We start from the raw sequence: 19029 nt of genomic DNA, 5'->3' as shown, positions 1-19029 counted from the left end.
GCGCGTGCGGGCTGGTGAGTGCCAGGAGTACGCGGGCATGAACAGCGCGCCTGGTGGCGAACGTCGATTGCAACGTCGGCGCAAGGGACGGTATCGGGCCAGGTCCCGGCACAACGGCGGCCCGGCGTTTCGCAGTACGACTTTGCGACATTGAAGCTGAGCCCCTCTCCAGCCCGGCACGCGGGGAAAGTGACCGAGGTGGAGTTATAGGCCACTCTCCTCCGGCTCGCTTGTGACTCAGCGCACCACGGGAAAAGATTCCCCGACGACGGTTATTGACCGACCAAAGACCTCGAAGGGACCTCGTGGTCAAGCAAGACAGAGCACGCAGAACACACGAGTTGCTGCTGAACGCGGCAGCGGAGGAGTTCGTGCGACACGGGTACACGGGCGCCAATCTCCAACGGGTCGCGGCCCAGGCCAACATGACCAAAGGGGCTCTCTACGCCCACTTCCCCTCCAAGGAAGCGCTGGCGACCGCCTTGACGGCACCCTTCGAGCGGACCTGGCGCGAGCTGCTCCGGCGCGCGGAAGAAGCAGCTCCGGTGGCGGAGGGAGCGGCGCTGCGACTGGAGAAAGTCCTCTTTGGCCTCGCCCTTGACCTCGTGAGCCGCCTGAGAGCAGACCTGCGCTTCAGGGCAGGCTTCCACCTGACGGCGGAGTATGCGCGTGCCGAGCGCCGGCTCCCGCCGATCGTCGAAGGCTTGAACCGGGTGCTGCCAGACCTGATCCGTAGGGCGCAGGCATGTGGTGACCTAAGCCGCTCCCGCGACCCGGAAACCCTCGGTCAGCTGCTGCTCGCCCTGATCTGTGGGGTCTACTACACAAGTCCAGAGTGCCGAGCGGGCAACCACCCCGACGAGGTGTCGGCCCTCTGGCAGTTGGTGGTGGGCCCCGACGCGACTGCCTGCTGTGACAGGGCAGGGTTCGATACGCCGGTTTCGGACGGCACTGCGCGAGGCGGATGCGCGAAGGACCCCGCTCATTGCGCAGAGATGGTCCGCGCCCCGGCCAAAGCCGCGAGGAGCTGCGGATCACCTCCCACAACCGTGGAGTGTCCCACTTCCGCCATCATCGGCAGGTCGGACAGGTGGTCGCCATAGGCATGGCAGTCGCCCGGACTGACGTGCGGATAGCGGCGCAGAAGGCCCCGAACGGCCTCCCGTTTCCCCTCCGCGATGACAGGATCGCCGACGATCCGGCCGCTGAAAACGCCGTCACGCACCTCGGGACGGGTGCACAGGAGGTGCCGCGCGCCGATGTCCGCGGCGATCGGGGCGAGCACGGCGGGAAACGATCCCGAGACCAGTACGATGACGGCGCCGTCGGCGCGATGTCGCATGAGCTCAGCCCGGGTCCGCTCGACGTAGAAGCCCTCCTGCTGCTGCCTGACAGCCAGCCAGCGGGCGCCCCACTCCGCCACTTCGGCGGCCCGCTGGCCCTTCCACGCCTCGTAGTAGGCGCGGTTGGCCTCCGCCCTCGATACACCGGACGAGAGCATCCCGTTCAGATGCCGACGCGTACGCTCGGCGTGCCGGGTGCCTTTCGCCCCATGCCGACGCGTGAAGTAGAAGCCCAGGAAGTCGAACATGCTCTTTCCGGTGATCAGCGTCTCGTCGACATCGCTGAACACCAACCTGCTCACAGCTCCACCTTTCGCGCCGGGCCTGTACCGGCCGTGGGGTGCCCGGCAATACACTGCGCGTACGCGGCAGCAGCAGGCTCCCGTCGCAGGGCACCGTGGGAAGCGATCGTCAGGACGTCCCGCCAGCGGCGCTGTACGTCACCGTCCAGCCCGCGCATGTGCGCTCCGCCGAACCCGAAGAGGCGGTCGACAGCGTCGGCCAGTCGCTCCACACCGAGGGCGGCATCGCGCCGATTGAGGGCCACGAGGCCCTGGTCTATGTCCGCCGTATCGGCACGCTCTGCCGCCCTTGCCAAAAGCAGTTCCACCGAGTCGACGTCGACGGACGTTCGAGCAAACCGTTCCTGCGCATCGGCATCGCCCAACAGCCTCAGCGCGCCCCTGCCACTGCTTCCGGCAGCCCGCGTCGTCCAGGCGTTGAGCGCGGCGCGCGCAGCACCAAGCGCTGGCGCGGCGAACATGAGCCCGCCGGCCAAGTGAGCGGGCGCCGCATGGCATCGGGCGCGGCACTCGGGGCCGTCCCCGGCCAGCACGGCGTCGAGTGCCACGCTTCTGTGCTGAGGCACGAACGTGGGAGCAAGCAACGCGGTGTTGGTCCCCGTACCGCGCAGGCCCGTGCTGTTCCAAGTGTCCCGTACCGTCACTGCCGCACGGGGAACTGCGAACAGCCCGACCCAAGGGGTGAGTTCACCGGCGCGGGCCTGATCCGTCGGCGCAGCCAACAGGACCCAGTGAGCGTCGTCCACAGCACTGACCATCGGCCACGTCCCCTCCAGCGACCACCCGCCCGCGACCGCCCGTGCGCGGCCCGCTGCCGGCGCGATGGCGGCGGCGATGCGTACGTCAGGCGAGGAGCCCCAGATCTCCTCCTGTGCCGCACGGGGCAGGAATGAAGCGAATCTTCCGTGTGCCGCCCACAGAACGGCGCACCACGCCGCCGATGTACAGCCCTCCCCGACGGTGGCCGCCGCAGCAACGACGTCGCTGAACGTACCCTCTCGACCGCGCCAGCGCCGGGGGACGAAATGACGCGCGAAGCCGACGTCGTCAAGCGCAGCCAGCGACTCAGCAGGCAGCCTGCGTTCCCTGTCAGCCTCGCGTGCGGCACGGCCTGCGACGGCGGCCGCACGGAGCAACTCCTCTCGCACGAATCCGGGCGCCGACCGTATCGGCGCGCAAGGGGCGACGCCGGACAGAACTGTGGGGCTTGGCACCAAGGGGTGCTCCTTCGAGTGGCAGCGGTGCGTGATCGGCGGACAACAGGGGCGGAAAAACTGTCGGACAAGGCACGTGAGACGTTGCTATGCGGGCAGACGCAAGTCGCAGTCGCCCCAAGTGGGTGGCGCGTTGTACGCGCGCGCCAGCCTTCGGGGCCAAGTCAGCTAGCGGCAGGCGCTTGAGAAGAAGTGAGAGAGCGTTGCTTAAATACCTTCTCCCAGGTATTAATACTGCTCACACTGTCGAAGCTTCCATGGAATCCGTGGACAAGGGGGTCCATGTACCGCGACCGACTGCCCTCCCAAGGGAGGCAAGGTCACAGCCGTCAGCCGTGGTCGGCCGACTGCTCGCTGGAGCGGGGCGACTCGACCTCCCGCACACCCCAGACACTCTGGACGACAGCGACCGGCCTGCCGCCCTGCACGGCCTCGATGCGCAGGCGGCGCCCACGCGAGCCGTCCATCAGGCGCGCCGGCGTTGTCATCCTTCCGGTGTTCTCCGCCTCCGTCACCTCTTCCTCCTGGACGACCAGGTGAACCGGCTCGTCGAGTTCGGCAAAGGCCAGACAGTCGATAGCCACAGACACCAAGACCGGCGAAACCCACCGGTCACCGCGCGAGTTGCCATGACCGCTGACCAGAGCATGACCCAACTGACGGGCGCCCTCGAGTATCACCATCAACGGCACGTGGTCCGTCGGGTGATCGAACAGGATCGCGTGGTCGAGGTCCAGCTTCAACCGCCACTGCCCCGGCGAGCTTCCGGGGACGACGACGCTGTCCTTAGTGCGCAACCGGCCGACCAAAGACGGGTCCAGACTCTCCGGCACCTGGGCCAGCGACCCGGCGGACGAGGGGACGGCGGCCCCGGACGAGGCGTTAGCACGCCCGCGCAACAGTTCATACCTTCTGTCGTCGACGGCCATCACCTGCAGGCTGCCCCGACCACACTCCCTGCCCCCGACGCTCAGCCCCACGTCCAGCCGCATCCCGTACCGCTGCGGCGGCCTGTTGTCCACCCAGACCCAACGCGCATCCAGGACCACAGGGAGTGGCTGCGTGCCGATGCGCAGCGCATCGGAGTCCGTAATCTCAAAGTCCATGTCACGGCCTACGAAACGGTGGGCCAGCGGCACTCCATAGTGCCAGTGCGCCAGGTACACGAGTGCCTGACGGATGGTCTCAGCCACCAGCAGGGGGTCACTGCGCCCCTCTGCGTCCGGGTGGTAGAGCGCATGGTCGCGAGGCCACTGCGCGCCAACCAGGAAGCGGTCACCGCCAAGAAACACCGCGTCGGTAACGAAGACCTCCGCCACGGCCGCACGGTGAACCATGTACCGCGGAATAGCCTGCTGGAAGGTCAAGCCGTGCTGCTCCCGTACAGCAACACTGCGTCCCTTTTGTTCCATTAGTTCGACTTTTTCCCGGAACTGCTGCATGCGCCATCTCCCCCGTGCAAGCATCCAGTCGACCCATTCGGGTCGGCCGCTCATAAATCTACCTTCGAGAAGGTTTATTCTGTGAGCAACCCCTTCTGTGTGCGACGAAGATCACTAACCAGTCTGGAGCCCCTCGATGAGCGCTGCCTCGAGTGACCCGAGCGGCATGGCAACTGCCGCCGACGGCAAAGAACTCAAGCAGGAGCGTGCCGTCCGGACGCGGGAGACCATCCTTCACGCCGCCGCCCAGCTGTTCGCCGACAAGGGGTACCCGTCCGTCACGATTTTGGACGTGGCGCAGCTGGCGGGCATGACGAAAGGCGCGGTGTACTTCCACTACGCCAACAAGGAGGCTCTCGCACTCGCCGTCACCTCGGAGTTCTACCGACGGCTGCCCGCCATCGCGGAGAGCGTGGAGGAACTCGGGCTCTCCCCTATCGCCTCCGTGGCCGAGCTGCTGATGCGCACGGCACTAGCGCTGCGGGACAACACGATGATGCAGGCGGGCGCCAGGCTACAGATCGAGAGCGCGCTGATCGGCATCGACCTCCCAGTGCCCTTCCAGGACTACACAGGTCTGGTGCGGACCTGGCTGGAGAGGGCTGTAGCGCTGGGCGAGCTACAGCACTCCACTCCGCCGCACGCTCTCGCGCGGGTGATCGTCTCCGCCTTCTTTGGAACTCAGCACATTTCCTGGGTCCTGCACGACCGCCAGGACATCGCCGAGCGAGTTCTGGAAGTGGCGGAGACAGTCCTGCCGTCCTGCCACGACGCGTTGCGGACCTGCCCCTCGGTACAGGGGTGCCGAAAGACTTGAGGATGATCTTTCGGAGCGGGGTCCTCAACTGCTGCTATTCAAAGTCGGGTGAGTGAGCGTAACCATGCATGAGCGAGTGTCGTTGTCAGGGCATGAACCTCACGGAATGGGCGAAGACGCAGGGAGTGCATCCGCAGACCGCGTATCGCTGGTTCCGCGAGGGGACACTGCCGGTACCGGCTCAGCGGGTCGGCCCGCGCACGATCCTGGTGAACGTGGGGGTCAACGCCGCACCTGAGGCGATCGGCGGGCTGGGCCTGTATGCCCGTGTCTCTTCCCATGACCACAAGACCGACCTGGAACGGCAGGTCGCCCGGCTTTCCCGGTGGGCGGCGCAGGCTGGCCACCGGGTGGTGCGCGTGGAGGTGGAGATCGCATCCGGTATGAACGGTGCCCGCCCCAAAGCCAGGCGGCTGCTGGCCGATCCGGACGTGACCACGGTGGTGGTCGAGCACAAGGACCGGATGGGCCGGATGAACACCGAGCTCGTCGAAGCCGCCCTGTCCGCACATGGGCGCCGCCTGGTGGTCCTTGATGACGGCGAGGTCGAAGACGACCTGGTGCGCGACATGGTGGAGGTGCTGACCTCATTCTGTGCTCGCCTGTACGGTCGCCGGTCGGCGAAGGACCGCGCCCGCAAGGCTCTGGAGGCCGCCGGGCATGGCTGACTCCACACTGCGCACGATCGGGACGCCGTTCGTTGCGCTAGGCCCGTCCGGGGTGGCGATCCGCACCGGCATCAAGGGCATGTCCCAGCGGGACCGTGAGGTGCTGCCCCTGGTGGGCGCACACCTGGGTTCGCTGGCTTGTGCCGACCTCAAGGCACGTTGCCGGGCGGGTACCGATCACGACAGCGGCCAGTGGGCCAAGCGCAAGCGGGCCCTGAGCGAGGAGTCGTCCTCCGCTGGGCCGGGAGTATCACGAAGGCCACCCACGACCAGTGGGGCCTTGCGCGCCGCGCCCAACTGGCCCACATCGGCAACCTCGAGGCCGGGGTGCGCACGATCGCGCACCGCCTGTCCCAGCCGGTCGGGCAGAAGGGCACGAAGCGGGCGCCCGGCGGCTACCGCACGAAGCAGGAGTGGTTCCAAAAGACCCGGCGCCTGCGCGTGCTGGAAGACCGGCTGGAACGTGAGCGGACCGACCGTGAGGCCGGTGTCGTGCACGTGGTGCGGGGCGGGAAGCGACTGGCTCGAGGCCGCCACAATCTCGAAGCTGCCCAGCTCACCGAGGACGAGTGGCGCAGGCGCTGGGATACCGGTCGCTGGTTCCTCCAGGCAGATGGGGAGTCGGGGAAGCGTTTGGGGAACGAGACCATCCGCGTCAGCTTGGACGGCGAGATCGACATCAAGCTCCCGGCTCCGCTGGCGCACCTGGCCAACGCGTGCTCGACGGCCGGATCAACTTCCGGCACCGCGGCGATGTGTGAGCCGACCGCGTGTCGGCGAACCGTGCTGTCGCCTACCGCATCCACCTGGACGTGGACCGGGACCGCTGGTACCTCACCGCGTCGTGGACGATCCCCCCGGTCCAGACCGTTCCCCTGGCCGTGGCCAGGGCGAACGGGCTCATCGGTGTGGACACCAACGCCGACCACTTCGCAGCGTGGCGTCTGGATGAGCACGGCAACCCGATGGGCGAGCCCCGCCGATTCCTCTACAGCCTCGACGGGCCGGCCACCTGCCGGGACGCCCAGGTGAGGCACGCCCTCACCCGCCTCCTTCACTGGGCACGGCGCGAAGACGTCTCCATCGCGATCGAGGACCTGGACTTCAGCGCGGACAAGACACGGGAGAAGCACGGCCGCAGGAAGCGGTTCCGCACACTGATCTCCGGCATGCCCGTCGCCAAACTGCGGGCACGGCTCGTGTCCATGGCCACCGAACTCGGCATCAGCATCGTCGTCGTCGACCCCGCCTACACCTCCCGCTGGGGCGCCGAGCACTGGCAAAAGCCCCTCAGCAGCAAGAACCGTAAGACCACCCGCCACGACGCCGCTGGCGTCGCGATCGGGCGACGCGCTCTCGGACACCGTGTCCGGCGACGGACGGCACCGCCCCCACACGACCAGAGCGATCGTGTGGGTCATCGGACCGCCCAGGCCGGACACGGCACCCGCGGGCATGAGGAAACCCGCCCCCGCATCCCCGGACCACGGACACGATCCGTGTCGCCGGACGCGGCGAGAACGCGGGTGACCAGTGCATCCACAACCGTTCGGGATGCGCCAGTCGACCAGGATTGGGTCCAGGACTCACTCCTGCTCACTGATTAGGAACGGTGCCCCACTGCGCCGTGGCCCGCGGCTCCTTCTCGTCGACGACCTCCCCCCACACCAATGCGCCGGAGCACTGCAACGCCATCGCATCGGTGAACCAGGCAAACTCCAGGGCCGCCAGGGCTCGGTCTCGACGTCGGTGGTCGGGCGGGCGCACCAGATCCGCAGCACGGCCGAGAGAACCTGCCAGCGTCAAGCACGTTGCAAAGGGGCATGAGCGTACTGCTAGACCCGTGCGGCGAGAGCAATCCATGTGGCCAGGACAAGGCTCACCCCGGCCGCTGCGAACCACTGCCCGGGACCGATCAGGACGCCGAGAACGAGAATCGCAAGGGACGTAGCGACCAGTATCAGCGCCCTTCCCCGACGGCTGTCCTGCAACGACCTGAGCTGCCGGGACATGCCGATGGTTCAACCCTTCCGGGACGTCCAACGGTAGGTGACCCCAATGCCGGTCGGTGTGCTTGCGTCCTGCTTCAGCTCCGTTCCTCGATTGCGGCAGAGCGGCCTGGAGGCGATTGCCGATGGACACGCCGATTCCGGACACCGCTCCCGTGGCGCCACCAATGAAGCCGCCGGCGGTACCCCCAGTCACGCAGCCGGGCGGGCCCAGGACCCAACCCACCCCGCAGCCGATACCCGAGGCGAGACCGGCACCAATACCTCGCGCTCGTTGACGCGGCGGATCCAGGCCTGACTACCTGCCCCGTCGCGGCCCTGCTCCGTCACAGCTACCAGCAGCAGAACCCGCGGGGCGCAGGGGCATTGGGGGTCAGCGCAGGACGAGCAGGACTGCCAGCGCTATGAGCAGCGAGTCGATTCGGTCCAGCAGGCCGCCGGAGCCTGGTAGCCAGTTGCCTGTGTCCTTGGCTTCCGTACCTCTTTTGATCATGGATTCGAGAAGGTCGCCGGCCGGGCCGCCGACCGCGACCGCCACCGCCATCGGCCAGCTCAGGGCGGACAGTACGGCGAGCACGCCGAGGCCGGCTGCGGATCCGGCCAGGGTTCCGCTCCATCGCTTGGCCGGGGACAGTGGTGACAGCCGTGGCCCTCCCAGCCGTTGGCCGGCGAAGTACGCCACGATGTCGGTGATCGAGACCGCTACGAACACCGCGAGTGCGCTCGCGCCGAGCGGCACCAGCGCGGCCAGCACACTCAGCCAGGCCAGCCCCAGCAGGGAAGCGCCGAGCCGGCGCAGACCGTGGTCGGCGTCGCCGGCCAGGAGCGGCACCGCGGCCACCGCGAGTGCCCCGATCGCGACCGCCCGGAGTTCCTGGCCGGGCGCCAGCCAGGCGGCCAGCACCACGCCCGTCACTGCCGCGGCCAGCACCACCCGGTCAACCCGGCCCAGCCGCATCAGTCCACCGAACTCCATCACCGCGATCACTCCGGCCAAGATGGCCAGGGCCGCGGTGCCCGGGGGGCCGAGCCAGAACGCACCGGTGACCAATGGCACCCCGACCGCCCAGGCGCACCATCGGACCAGCAGTTCCCTGCGCCGGGATGCCGCCGCCGCGATGCCGCCCAGTGCCAGCGCCCCACCGAGGTAGGGCGCCAGGGAGGCCACGGTGGTCACCGAGCGGATCCGGCGGCGGGGGCGCTCTCGCCCGTCGAAACGAGCGAGGCCGGACGCGGCCGCAGTGTGTCCAGGGCAGCGCGGCAGGCGGCCACGATGCGCGCGTTCTCGGTGGTGTCCTTGACCGCTATGCGCACGGTGCGCCCCTGGTACTGCGACGACAACGGCGACAGGTCGCGCAGGTAGACGTCGTGGCGGCGGCACTCGTTCACCAGTTGCGCGGCACTGGGCCCGCCGGCCGGCAAGGTCACGGTGAGGAAGTTCGCCACGGCCTCCTCGACCACCACGGTCTCGTCGAGACCGGCCAGGTCGGCGGCCAGCTGCCCGCGCAGCGCGTGGGTGCGAAGCCAGCAGTCGCTGTAGTACGCCGGGTCGCGCAGCGCTGCCACCGCGGCCAGCTGTGCGGGAAGGCTGACCGGCCAGGGAGGCGTCCACCGGCGTAGCTGCGCTGCGGTGGTCGGCTCGGCCACCATGTACGCGGCCCGCAGGCCGGACAGCCCGTACATCTTGGACAGTGAGGTGCAGACCGCTACGCGGGGATCCGTCGCGGCGAGGTCGGCGAGTGACTCGGTCAGATCGACATAGCCCAGGTATGCCTCGTCGATCCACCAGCGGGTTCGCGCCGGGGCGGCGGCGATCACCGAGCGCAACTCGGCGGCCGGCATGTGGCGTCCGGTCGGGTTGTTCGGGTTGACCACCACCACGAGGTCGTAGCGGCCGTGTTCGACGGCAGCGGACAGCCGGGCCGGGTCGATCCGCCAGCCGTCGTCACGGCGCAACCGGAACCGGTCCACCCGGCATCCGATCACTCTCTCCGTGACATGCGCGTACTCGCCGTAGCCCGGGTCTGCCAGGAGCACCCTGCTCTGCGGGGTCAGCCACTGGCCGAACGCCCTGAAGATCAAGTCGGATGAACCGGCGCCGACTGCGAGCGTCTTTGCCGGCAGTGCCCGGGCCGTGGCGATTTCCGCCAGCAGGCCCTCCGCGCCGGTCGGCGGCGAGGTCCGGGCGGCCCAGGCCGGGTCTTCCGTGAGCGCTGCCCGTACCCCGGGGGCCGGCGGGAACCAGGCGTCCAGCACGTCGGCGGCGACTACCTGTTGGCGGCGGTGCAGGCTGCGGAAGTCCGCGCCGATGGCGCTGAACGAGGCGCCGCCGTGTTCGCAGCCGTCCGGCCGGGGTGCGAACGCCGCGTCCAGCCGCCAGTCCACTTCGGACCCCAGACGTGCCAGCGTGGTGCGGTAACGGTCCATCGTGACCTTCGTCAGCTCGCTCACGTCGGCGCTCAGCACCTCGAACGTCAATGCGCCGCTGCGGACGGTATGGCCGACCGGGCGCAGGCCGACGGCGAGATACATGTCGAGCAACTCGGTGCGCCCCATCGCTGCCACCCGGCGGCCGCCCCGGGCGGCGATCCAGCGCAGCGCCGCGTACATCAGCAGCGGTGCCGCCGCGGTGGACCGCCAGCGCGGTTCGACCGTGAGGATGCGTATCTCGAACAGATCGTCCTCGGTCAGCAGGGGCAGCTCGTCGCGGGTGAGGTATTTCTCCAGCGCGTACCGTCCCACCCACGGCGGAGTCAGGCTGACAAAGCCGATTCGGGCCGTTCCTCGCGCCGCGACCAGGTAGACGTTCTCGCCGTCCAGGCCGTCGCGAAGCGAGCCGGTCGGGTCCGGCGCGTGCTGTCCCAACTCCTGTGCGTACACCCGGTGACGCAGTTCGTGGATCCATTCGAGATCCTCCGGAGTGGCAGCACGCAGCTCCAGGTCACGGCCCATGAGTACCTCTTTCGACGCGGGTTGGACCGTTGCATCATGAGGAACGCGGATCGGCCGCGACAGGGCCGAGCAACCCAGTCCGCCTGAGTACGCGTACTCATGACCGTCTCTGGACATTGCCGATCCAGGTCCCGTATCGCCCGGACGCTCAATGTGGCGAAGTGCGCGCGCTGTTGCTGGGTCAGGCCGGACCGGTCACGGTGGCGCCGCAGGAGTTCGGTGAACGGAACCGTCTGGCCGGCCGCGCTTTGGGTGCCCCGCGGCCGCCGTGGATGCCGCAGTGTCCGGGCCCGGGCCCCGGACCGCCGACCCCGGCGTCCCTTGTCCGAGGTGGATCATGCCTGCTCCCCAGCGCGTCACGCTGCCCCTGGCCGCTGCCCAGAGCGCCGTCTGGTTCGCTCACCAACTCGGCCCGGCCCCCCGTCTGCCACGCAACGGAACGTCTTACTTCGGTAGGTACGCGCGGGGCAGGCGCCGCAACGGCGCGGCAGCGCTGTGGCCGGGCGGCCGGATCACAAGGTCCAGTGGGCAGGTCCTCACCGCAGGTGATCAAAGTTCGATGTTGAGCTGTTCCACGTCGGTGAACTCCACCCCGAGGCCGTGCGCGCGGCTGTTGTTGGCGCGGAAGTACATCTGGGCGAGGCCGTCGGCTGCGATCTGTTGGAGCTGCTGTTCGCCTGTGCCCTGTTCGTGGGCGGTGAACAGGCGGTCGGCCCACTCGGGGGGCAGGGCCTGGGTGATGTCGCGGATCCGGGCGTCGTCGGTCGTGCCCGCGGCGGCGGTGAACCCGAAGCGGGCGCGGGTGGAGACGACCAGGCCGTCCGTGGACGCCGCCTTCTTCCGCGCCTTCGCTCGGACCTGCGGCTGCCACCGCTTTTTCACCTCGCGCTCCAGGCGGCCACGGAGGTCCTTGCGGGGCCGCTTGAGCTTGCCCACCACGTAGCGCTCCACGGTGCGCTGGGAGATCCCGAGCGCCTGGGCGGCGGCCTTGGTGCCCTTGAGCTGCTTGACCAGGTACTTCATCTGCGCCTGTGCGCTCTGCGGGATGCGGCGGGTGAACGCCCCTTCCAGCGCACGGTCCAGGCCCTCCCCGAGTGAGTCGGGCATCGGTTACTCCCCTTCTCCGGCGCTCTGGTCGGTCTTGATCAGGTTGGAGATGTTGAAGACGCCGCCGCGCTCCTCGAACTGCTCTTCCGCCCACAGCACGGTCTGGGTGCCCTGGTGCTTGACCATCCCCGGCGAGATGCCGAGCCGGAACGTGCCCGGCACCGGCTTGCCCTCGGGCGTGTGCGGCAGGACGTCCAGCGGGGACGGGCCGGGCGAGGGGTAGACGATCGCGTCGGTGCCGATGGCGACGGGGTACAGGTCGGCGGCGGCCGCCGTCTTCATCAGCTTGCGGTGCAGGCCGATCCGCTGGTTGGCCAGCACGGCGGCCCGGATGTCGGGGCGCCACGTCTCCCGGTTGAGCGCCGGGTAGGGCTCGTAGTACGGCACCTGGCCCCGGCTGCGCTGCCGCAGCTTGCCGATGCCGCCCTTCGCCGTCGCCTTGATCGCGGTCGCCAGCAGCGCCATCGTCGGGTCGACGCTCTTGGAGCGGGCCATCGCGTCCAGGAACTCCTGGCCCCCGAGGTCGGTGGTGACCCCGAGGTCGGCCATCGTCTCGATGTACGCGTCGCGCAGCCGCTTGTACCAGGCGTCCAAGTAGCGGGCGGTCTGCGTACGGACGTGCGCCTCGAGCGGGGCGACGTCGAAGCCGAGTTCCACCGCGTACTGCACGGTGGGCGTGGCATACCAGGCCGGGCCCTCGGGGCTCTCGCCCTTCGGCGTGAACGGCGAGGGCAGCCGGTCGCCGTCGACCGTGCGGCCGTTGATCTGCACCCGGGACAGGTCCACGTGCGAGAGGTCGACCAGCCACGAGCCGGGCAGCGACGCGTCGAACTTCGGGTTGCCGGTCAGGTGGGTCGGCCCGTTCAACCCGACGGTGAGCCCGTTGGCAGCCGCGGCGAACGACATGTTGATGTCGACTGCGACCAGGAACTGGTTCACGCACTCCTCATCGGTCAGCGGCCGGCACCAGTCGTAGGGCTCCTCCATCAGCATCTCTGCCGGGGTACGCAGGTGGTGGCGGGCGAACTTCCCCTTGAGGATGGGGTGTTCGTCGGGAACCTCACACTCCACCACCGGATACAGGGCGGTGAGCGCGTCGTCGTTGAAGGCCCGCTGGAACTCCCCGGTGGCCGGGTCCTTCTCCGCGCGGGTCGGCGGGCGCAGCGCGGCCATCAGCTCCAGTCCGGTCGTCGCGGTGGTGCCGCGCGGCGTCATCACCCGTGCCGCATACAGGCCGAGGTAGCGGGCGAGGTCGGCCGGGTGCATCGTCGGCAGCTGCGGGTCGTCCTTGCGGTCCCACTCTCGGGCGTCCAGCGCGTTCCAGGGCAGGATGCACAGCTGGACGCAGCGGCGCCTGGAGCCCTCGGGCTCGCGGTAGACGCGGGCCCACGGTCCGAAGCCGCGCTGGGTGAGCTGGAGGCCAGCCTTGCCGATCTGCTTGACCACCTTGTGGCTGTCCGCGAGCCGTCCGTGGCGCCGCTCCTCCTCCGACAGAGCGGCGGGCAGACCGTAGCGCTTTAGGGCGGACGCGGTGAGGACGAGGATCGGGTCGGCGTCGCGGCCGTTGCGGTGCAGTCGTGCCTGGCCGAGCCGCGCCTCGGTCAGCGTCCAGTCGACCAGCGCCGGGATCGTCTTGGCGGGCGCGTCCAGGACCAGGCCGCCGACGCAGTACGCCGACACCTGCCCGTCCTGGTCGGCGTCGATGACCGCGAGCGGGCCGTTCTCGAAGCGCGGGTCGGCGGCAGCCGCCGTGGTCTTCTTCGCCGCCGCCTTCTGCGTACCCGGGCGCCGCGACGACGGGGCGGGCCTGACGGCGGTGCTCGCCGCTGCCGTCGGGCGAGACGGCGGGACGGCGGCGGGCTCCGGGGACGGCGCCAGGGTCGGCTCCGGGGGCGGGCCGGTGAGCGCCTTTGGGGCAACGGGTGCCGGGGCAGCGGGGGGTGCGTCGGCGGCCGGAGCGGGGAACCGCTGGGCGAGGCCCTCCAGCAGCCGGGCGTACGCGGCACGCTTCGGCGGGCGCGGATCGGTCCGCCCGCTCTCCCAGTTCCCCACCGCTTCCCGGCGCGCGTCCAGCGCCGTGGCGATCTGCGCCTGACTCAGGCCGGCTGCCTCTCGCAGACGCTTGCGCTCCGTAGGGACAGGCAGATCGTCCTGCGCGACTTGCTCCAGCAGCGCGTCGACAGCGCTGAACAGGTCGTTCTCAGTGGACACAGAGGTCACCTCCGAGAGCCACCCTACGACCAACACTCTTTGGATCGCACGTGAATCGCGCATCGGATCGCGCATTCAGCGGGCGGGCTGTCCGTATCGCTTCCGGCTCTGGCCCGAGCAGTGAGCACACCCTCAGGAGCTCGCCGGCCAGGGGGCCTGGAACCGGGAGTTCCAGCGCGGCGGCCGGAGCACCGCACGAGGCAGGCGTCGTGTGCCGCCAGCACGGCGGCTTCCGGGGCAGGTGACGGGTGCTTGCACCGCCGCGCCCCGTGTGTGGCGCATGAATCCAGTACTTAGCGATGCTCAAGCCGTACCGGGTTGCCGGGTTGCAGGGTTGCGCCAGGCGCGCATCGGTTGGGGAATGTGCCGCTACCCGGAAAAGGTGAACAGGTGAACAGATTCAGCCGAGACTTCGGGCGTACTTCGGTCATTGTTCCTGAGGCGGTGGTGCGGGAGGGTGAGGACGGGACCGCTGAGCAGATCATGAAACGGGCGGCCGCGTCGGGCACGGACATGGCCGTTCGCGGTGCGGGCCGCTCCTGCAACACTCAGACCCTCTCCCCCGGGATGGTGCTCGACAATCTCCGTGAGGGCGCCGCCCCGAGGTTCACGGGCCAGGACGATCTGGTGGACGTGCCAAGCGGCGTCACCTGGCTGGCACTTGAGACGTGGCTCCATCAGCACGGGCGCGCCAATCCGGTCCTTCCCAGCTATCTGAACCTCACGGTGGGCGGCACGTTGTCCATCGGCGGGTTCGGTCCCGGGTCCCTGCACTGCGGCCTGCAGGTCGACCAGGTCGTGGAAATCGAACTCATCGATGGAGCGGGCCGCTCTCTTCGCTGTTCCCCCCGGGAGAACTCCGAGCTGTTCCAGTACGCGCTCGGCGGACTCGGGCAGGTCGGGTTCATCAAAAGGGCTGTGCTGCGCACCGTTCCTCATCAGGCGGCCACACCTGTTTCCCGAGTCCAGCATGCTGGGCTCTCCGAGTTGACGGGCTTCATGAAGCAGGTCACCAAGGATCCCGGCATCCGCGGGTACTTCGGCATGTACGACCGCGCTTCCTGGTACTCGCAGGTTTCCTACGCGTCCGAAACCGGCGGCACCGAAACCGGCGGCACCGGGCTGGCGGGGCAGGCGCAGCTCGTACCCGACTTGCCGCTGCGGCTGCACGAAGAAGTCGATCAGCATCTGCTGCCCCTTCTCGATGTCGAGTCCAGGGCCAACATCTGGGCCGACTACGTCCTCGACGAGGCCGGCCTCGATGACATCACGGGGCTGCTGGAGGAACTGATCCATGAACCTCCGCTGGCCCAGACCCTGATCAGCCTGTACTTCCTGGTCATCCAGCGCCCCCAGCCGGCGACGCCGTTCGTCTTCGCGCCCGCGCTCGATGCGCCCGTCCAGTACGGGGTCGGCGTGTTCACATCGGTCGACAGCTCCGACTCCCGTGCCCTGGCCGGGACGAAGAGAGTGCAGCGACAGCTGTTGTCGGCCTGCGCGAAGGCCAAGGGCCGCCCCTACCTCTACGGCTCCCACGAGTTCGACGCCGGCCTGCTGGAGGGTTTCTACGGTGGCGCGGCACTGCGGCGTCTTGAGGAGCTGCGGGAGCAGCACTCGCTGACCCGCTTCAACCAGCGCGCGTTCGGCGGCCCGCGGCCGTAACAGCCGAAAGCGGACGACAGCGGACGACAGCGGCCAGCTGCCCCCGGCAGCGCCCGGCGGTCCGCGATTCCAATCGGTTTCCACCACGGCTCCAGCGCGATACGGGAGTTTGCGACGGGCGGTGCCAGATGCCAGTCCCATTCCCGTGCGCCGCTGGAAGGGGATCAGCATGGTGGAAAGATCAGCGATCAGGAAGGACTTCATCGCTGACTACGACGGTCTTGCCGATCAGTGGTGGGACCCCCGGGGAGCACTCGCCCCCCTGGGCTGGATCGCGCGGGCCCGCGCCGATCACCTTCCCCCGGCCGAGCAGCGGCCAGGTCACAGGCAGGCCTGCCTGCTCGATGTCGCCTGCGGGGGCGGGCTGTTCGGCCCGTACGCGACCGGCCGGGGCTACCGCGTGACCGGTGTGGACCTCTCGGAGCTCTCACTCCAAGAAGCCCTGCGGCACGGCTTCGACGAGGTCGTGCGGGCCGACATCGCCGAACTGCCCTTCGATGACGCCTCGTTCGACGTCGTCACCGCCGGGCAGTGTCTGGAACACGTACCGGATCCCTACGCCGTGGTGGGCGAGGCATGCCGGGTGCTGCGCCCGGGCGGCACGCTGATCGTCGACACCATCGCCGACACAGCAGCCGCCCGGTTCGTCTCGATCACTCTCGCCGAGAACCTGCCGCTGCCGGGCCGCCCGCCCCGGGGCACCCACGACCACCGGCTGTTCGTCAACCGGGAACGGCTCACCCGTACCGCCCGCGCGAACGGGGTGGAACTCACCCTGCAGGGGCTGCGCCCGCGGATGCGTGACATGGCCCGCTATGTGGCCGGGCGGCGCGAGGAGGTCCGCATGGTCCCCACCAAGTCCACCTCCGTCCTCTTCCTCGGGGCGGGAACCAAATGCTGACCCAAGCGCAGCAGGCGGCCCCCACCCGGCTGCAGAACTGGCTGACCGGGGCCCGGCTCAAGACCCTCCCGGTGTCCTTCGCGCCGCTTGCCGTGGGCCTGGCGCTCAGCCACTCGCTGTCAGGGGTCAACGGGTGGCACGCCGCCCTGACGGTGGTGTTCGTGCTCGGATTCGTCCTTGGCACCAACTTCTTCAACGACTACAGCGACGGCATCAGAGGAGCCGACGACCACCGCCTGGGCCCTGCCCGCCTGGTCGGCTCCGGCCAGGCCACGCCCCAACAGGTCTTCCGCAGCGGGGCCGTGCTGTTTCTCATCGGCGCCCTGGCCGGAACCGTCCTGGCCGTTCTCGTCTCCTGGTGGGTCCTGGCCCTGGTGGTGCTCTGCGCCTGTGGCGGATGGTTCTACACCGGCGGCCCTCACCCCTACGGCTACCACGGGTTCGGCGAGCTCAGCATCTTCCTCTTCCACGGCGTGGTGTTCGTCTGCGCCCCCGTCTACATCCAGCTCGGTCATGTCCCCCCGCTGGCCGTGGCCGCATCACTGCCCGTCGGCTTTCTCGCCTGCGCGCTGATCACCACCAACAATCTGCGCGACATACCCACCGATGGCGCCGCGGGAAAGAACACCCTGGCCGTGCGCATCGGCGCCGTGCGCACGCGCCGGCTCTACGTGGCGTGTGTCACCGCCGCGTTCGCCACCGGGCTCCTCATCGCCCTCAGCCGCCCCTGGGCGCTGCTGGTCCTGGGCGCGGTCCCCTTCGCCGTCTTCCCGGTGCGCCGGGTGCTGAGCAAGGCCGGCGGCCGGGACCTGATTGCGGCACTGGAGCACACGTGCCTGCTCCTCCTCGCCTTTGGCACCCTCCAGGCCGCCGGCCTGGCCCTTTGACCCCGTCGAGGAGACCCGATGACCCCCGACCATGAAGTGCTCGTCGTCGGCGCCGGTTTCTCCGGCATCGGCGCGGCCATCGCACTGCGCCACAGCTCCATCGACGACTTCGTGATCCTGGAGGAGCAGGACGACATCGGCGGCAGCTGGCACGCCAACAAATACCCCGGCATCGCCGTGGACATCTCCGCCTTCTCCTACTCCTTCAGCCGCGAACCCTTCACGTGGTCCCGGCTCTTTCCGCCCGGGAAGGAACTGAAGGCGTACGCGGAGCACTGCATCGACAAATACCGCCTGCGGCCGCACCTGCGCTTCAGCACCAAGGTCGTACGGGCCGAGTACAAGGAATCGGCGCATGTGTGGCATGTCTTCCTCGAGGACGGCAGCTCGCTGACGGCACGCTTCATCATCTGCGCCACCGGCTGGCTCACCAAGCCCAAGACGCCCGACATCCCGGGCCTGGACACGTTCAAGGGCAAGGTCGTGCACACGGCGGCGTGGGATCAGTCCCTGGAGCTGACCGGACGGCGCGTGGGCGTGATCGGGACCGGCGCCTCATCGGTGCAGCTGGTTCCGGAGATCGCCTCCCGGGTGAAGCAGCTGCACGTCTATCAGCGCACTCCCATCTGGCTGCTGCCGAAGCCGGACTGGGCCGTGCCCGAAGCGGTCCGGCGGCTGTTCACCGCGGCTCCCTGGACGCAGCGCTCGGTCAGGCTGCTCACCGACTTCATGACGGAACTCAGCTTCGTGATCGCCATGGTGCACTACCGTCGCTTCCCCTTCCTGGTGCGGGCCGGGGAAGCGGCATCCAAGTTCTATCTGCGGCGCCAGGTCAAGGGCGACCGCGAGTTGATGCGCAAGTTCACGCCTTCCTACCGGGTGGGCTGCAAACGGCCGTCCCTGAGCAAGGGCTACTGGCGGGCCTTCACCCGCGCCAACGTCGAACTGCTCACCGAACCCATCGAGGAGGTCACCGAGAGCGGCATACGCACCGCGGACGGCAAGCAGCAAGAGCTCGACGTGCTCGCCCTGGCCACCGGATTCCACGTCCTGGACAATCTGCCGCCGTTCCCGATGCACGGCACGGGCGACCGGGATCTCAGGGAGTTCTGGCGGACCGAACGCTTCCAGGCCTACGAAGGCACGTCCATCAAGGGATATCCGAACCTGTGGTTCATCGTGGGCCCCTACTCCTTCACCGGAGGTTCCTGGTTCGGCATGATCGAGTACCAGGTCACCCACGCGCTGCGAGTGATCAACGAGGCCCGGCGCCGGCAGGCCACCGAGGCGGTCATCCGGCCGGAGAAACACGACCGTTCGTTCCGCAAGGCGCTGCGCCGCCAGCAGAACACCGTGTTCCTCGACCCGAGTTGCCGGACGTCCAACAGCTACTACCTCGACGAGCACGGGGACGCGCCGGCCGTCCGGCCCGCCTCCACCTACGAGGCGGCCTGGCGCGCCCGGCATTTCGACCTCGACGACTACCGCTACGACCGGTTCTGATCCGGGGGCAC

At 68.9% G+C, this 19029-nt stretch carries 13 protein-coding genes and 2 pseudogenes; 8 read left to right on the top strand and 7 right to left on the bottom strand.

What is annotated here, in order from left to right; translation table 11 throughout:
* Positions 1-305: 305 nt before the first annotated feature.
* A pseudogene (locus AB0I94_RS34895) lies at positions 306-425 on the top strand (TetR/AcrR family transcriptional regulator); the annotation flags it as partial.
* Positions 426-982: 557 nt separating this feature from the next.
* On the opposite strand, the gene AB0I94_RS34890 reads toward AB0I94_RS34895, so the two are convergent.
* From AB0I94_RS34890 to AB0I94_RS34880, 3 genes are all read right to left on the bottom strand, one after another.
* Positions 983-1645: an HAD-IB family hydrolase gene (locus AB0I94_RS34890; protein WP_363313755.1), complete on the bottom strand. Its 663-nt coding sequence runs from the start codon at positions 1643-1645 to the stop codon at positions 983-985.
* Positions 1642-2193: an acyl-CoA dehydrogenase family protein gene (locus AB0I94_RS34885; protein WP_363313754.1), complete on the bottom strand. Its 552-nt coding sequence runs from the start codon at positions 2191-2193 to the stop codon at positions 1642-1644. Before AB0I94_RS34885 ends, AB0I94_RS34890 begins: the two co-directional genes overlap by 4 nt.
* 995 nt (positions 2194-3188) lie before the next feature.
* A complete protein-coding gene (locus AB0I94_RS34880) occupies positions 3189-4301 on the bottom strand; it encodes a ScbA/BarX family gamma-butyrolactone biosynthesis protein (RefSeq protein ID WP_363313752.1) in 1113 nt (370 codons plus the stop codon).
* 136 nt (positions 4302-4437) lie between these two features.
* On the opposite strand from AB0I94_RS34880, the gene AB0I94_RS34875 reads away from it, so the two are divergent.
* The 3 genes and pseudogenes from AB0I94_RS34875 to AB0I94_RS34865 all read left to right on the top strand — a co-directional run bounded on the left by AB0I94_RS34875 (position 4438) and on the right by AB0I94_RS34865 (position 7393).
* Positions 4438-5118 carry a ScbR family autoregulator-binding transcription factor gene (locus AB0I94_RS34875; RefSeq protein WP_363313750.1) on the top strand — a complete coding sequence of 227 codons (681 nt, stop codon included), beginning with the start codon at positions 4438-4440 and terminating at the stop codon, positions 5116-5118.
* 92 nt (positions 5119-5210) lie between these two features.
* Positions 5211-5786, top strand: coding sequence for an IS607 family transposase (locus AB0I94_RS34870; RefSeq protein WP_363313749.1), 576 nt, complete (start codon positions 5211-5213; stop codon positions 5784-5786).
* Positions 5779-7393: pseudogene (locus tag AB0I94_RS34865) on the top strand (IS200/IS605 family accessory protein TnpB-related protein). Before AB0I94_RS34870 ends, AB0I94_RS34865 begins: the two are co-directional and overlap by 8 nt.
* 775 nt (positions 7394-8168) lie before the next feature.
* On the opposite strand, the gene AB0I94_RS34860 reads toward AB0I94_RS34865, so the two are convergent.
* From AB0I94_RS34860 to AB0I94_RS34845, 4 genes are all read right to left on the bottom strand, one after another.
* Entirely contained in the window at positions 8169-8972 is an 804-nt protein-coding gene (locus AB0I94_RS34860; protein WP_363313748.1) for a phosphatidate cytidylyltransferase, read from the bottom strand.
* On the bottom strand, positions 8969-10747 hold the full coding sequence (locus tag AB0I94_RS34855; protein ID WP_363313747.1) for a histidinol-phosphate transaminase: 1779 nt from the start codon (positions 10745-10747) through the stop codon (positions 8969-8971). The genes AB0I94_RS34860 and AB0I94_RS34855 overlap by 4 nt, the downstream gene beginning before the upstream one ends.
* A gap of 549 nt (positions 10748-11296) precedes the next feature.
* Positions 11297-11854, bottom strand: coding sequence for an XRE family transcriptional regulator (locus AB0I94_RS34850; protein ID WP_363313746.1), 558 nt, complete (start codon positions 11852-11854; stop codon positions 11297-11299).
* 3 nt (positions 11855-11857) lie between these two features.
* Positions 11858-14065, bottom strand: coding sequence for a helix-turn-helix domain-containing protein (locus AB0I94_RS34845; RefSeq protein ID WP_363313745.1), 2208 nt, complete (start codon positions 14063-14065; stop codon positions 11858-11860).
* A gap of 390 nt (positions 14066-14455) precedes the next feature.
* Between AB0I94_RS34845 and AB0I94_RS34840 the strand changes: the two genes are divergently transcribed.
* From AB0I94_RS34840 to AB0I94_RS34825, 4 genes are all read left to right on the top strand, one after another.
* Entirely contained in the window at positions 14456-15727 is a 1272-nt protein-coding gene (locus tag AB0I94_RS34840; protein WP_363313744.1) for an FAD-binding protein, read from the top strand.
* A gap of 169 nt (positions 15728-15896) precedes the next feature.
* Positions 15897-16628: a methyltransferase domain-containing protein gene (locus AB0I94_RS34835; protein ID WP_363313743.1), complete on the top strand. Its 732-nt coding sequence runs from the start codon at positions 15897-15899 to the stop codon at positions 16626-16628.
* Entirely contained in the window at positions 16622-17515 is an 894-nt protein-coding gene (locus tag AB0I94_RS34830) for a 1,4-dihydroxy-2-naphthoate polyprenyltransferase (protein WP_363313742.1), read from the top strand. Before AB0I94_RS34835 ends, AB0I94_RS34830 begins: the two co-directional genes overlap by 7 nt.
* 18 nt (positions 17516-17533) lie before the next feature.
* Positions 17534-19018 (top strand): NAD(P)/FAD-dependent oxidoreductase, encoded by a 1485-nt coding sequence (locus AB0I94_RS34825; RefSeq protein ID WP_363313741.1) that lies wholly within the window; start codon positions 17534-17536, stop codon positions 19016-19018.
* Positions 19019-19029: the final 11 nt, after the last annotated feature.

It is taken from the genome of Streptomyces sp. NPDC050147 (assembly GCF_040660195.1).
Taxonomy (GTDB): domain Bacteria; phylum Actinomycetota; class Actinomycetes; order Streptomycetales; family Streptomycetaceae; genus Streptomyces.
Note: the sequence above shows the minus strand (reverse complement) of the source record. Positions and strands in the feature narration are given on the sequence as shown.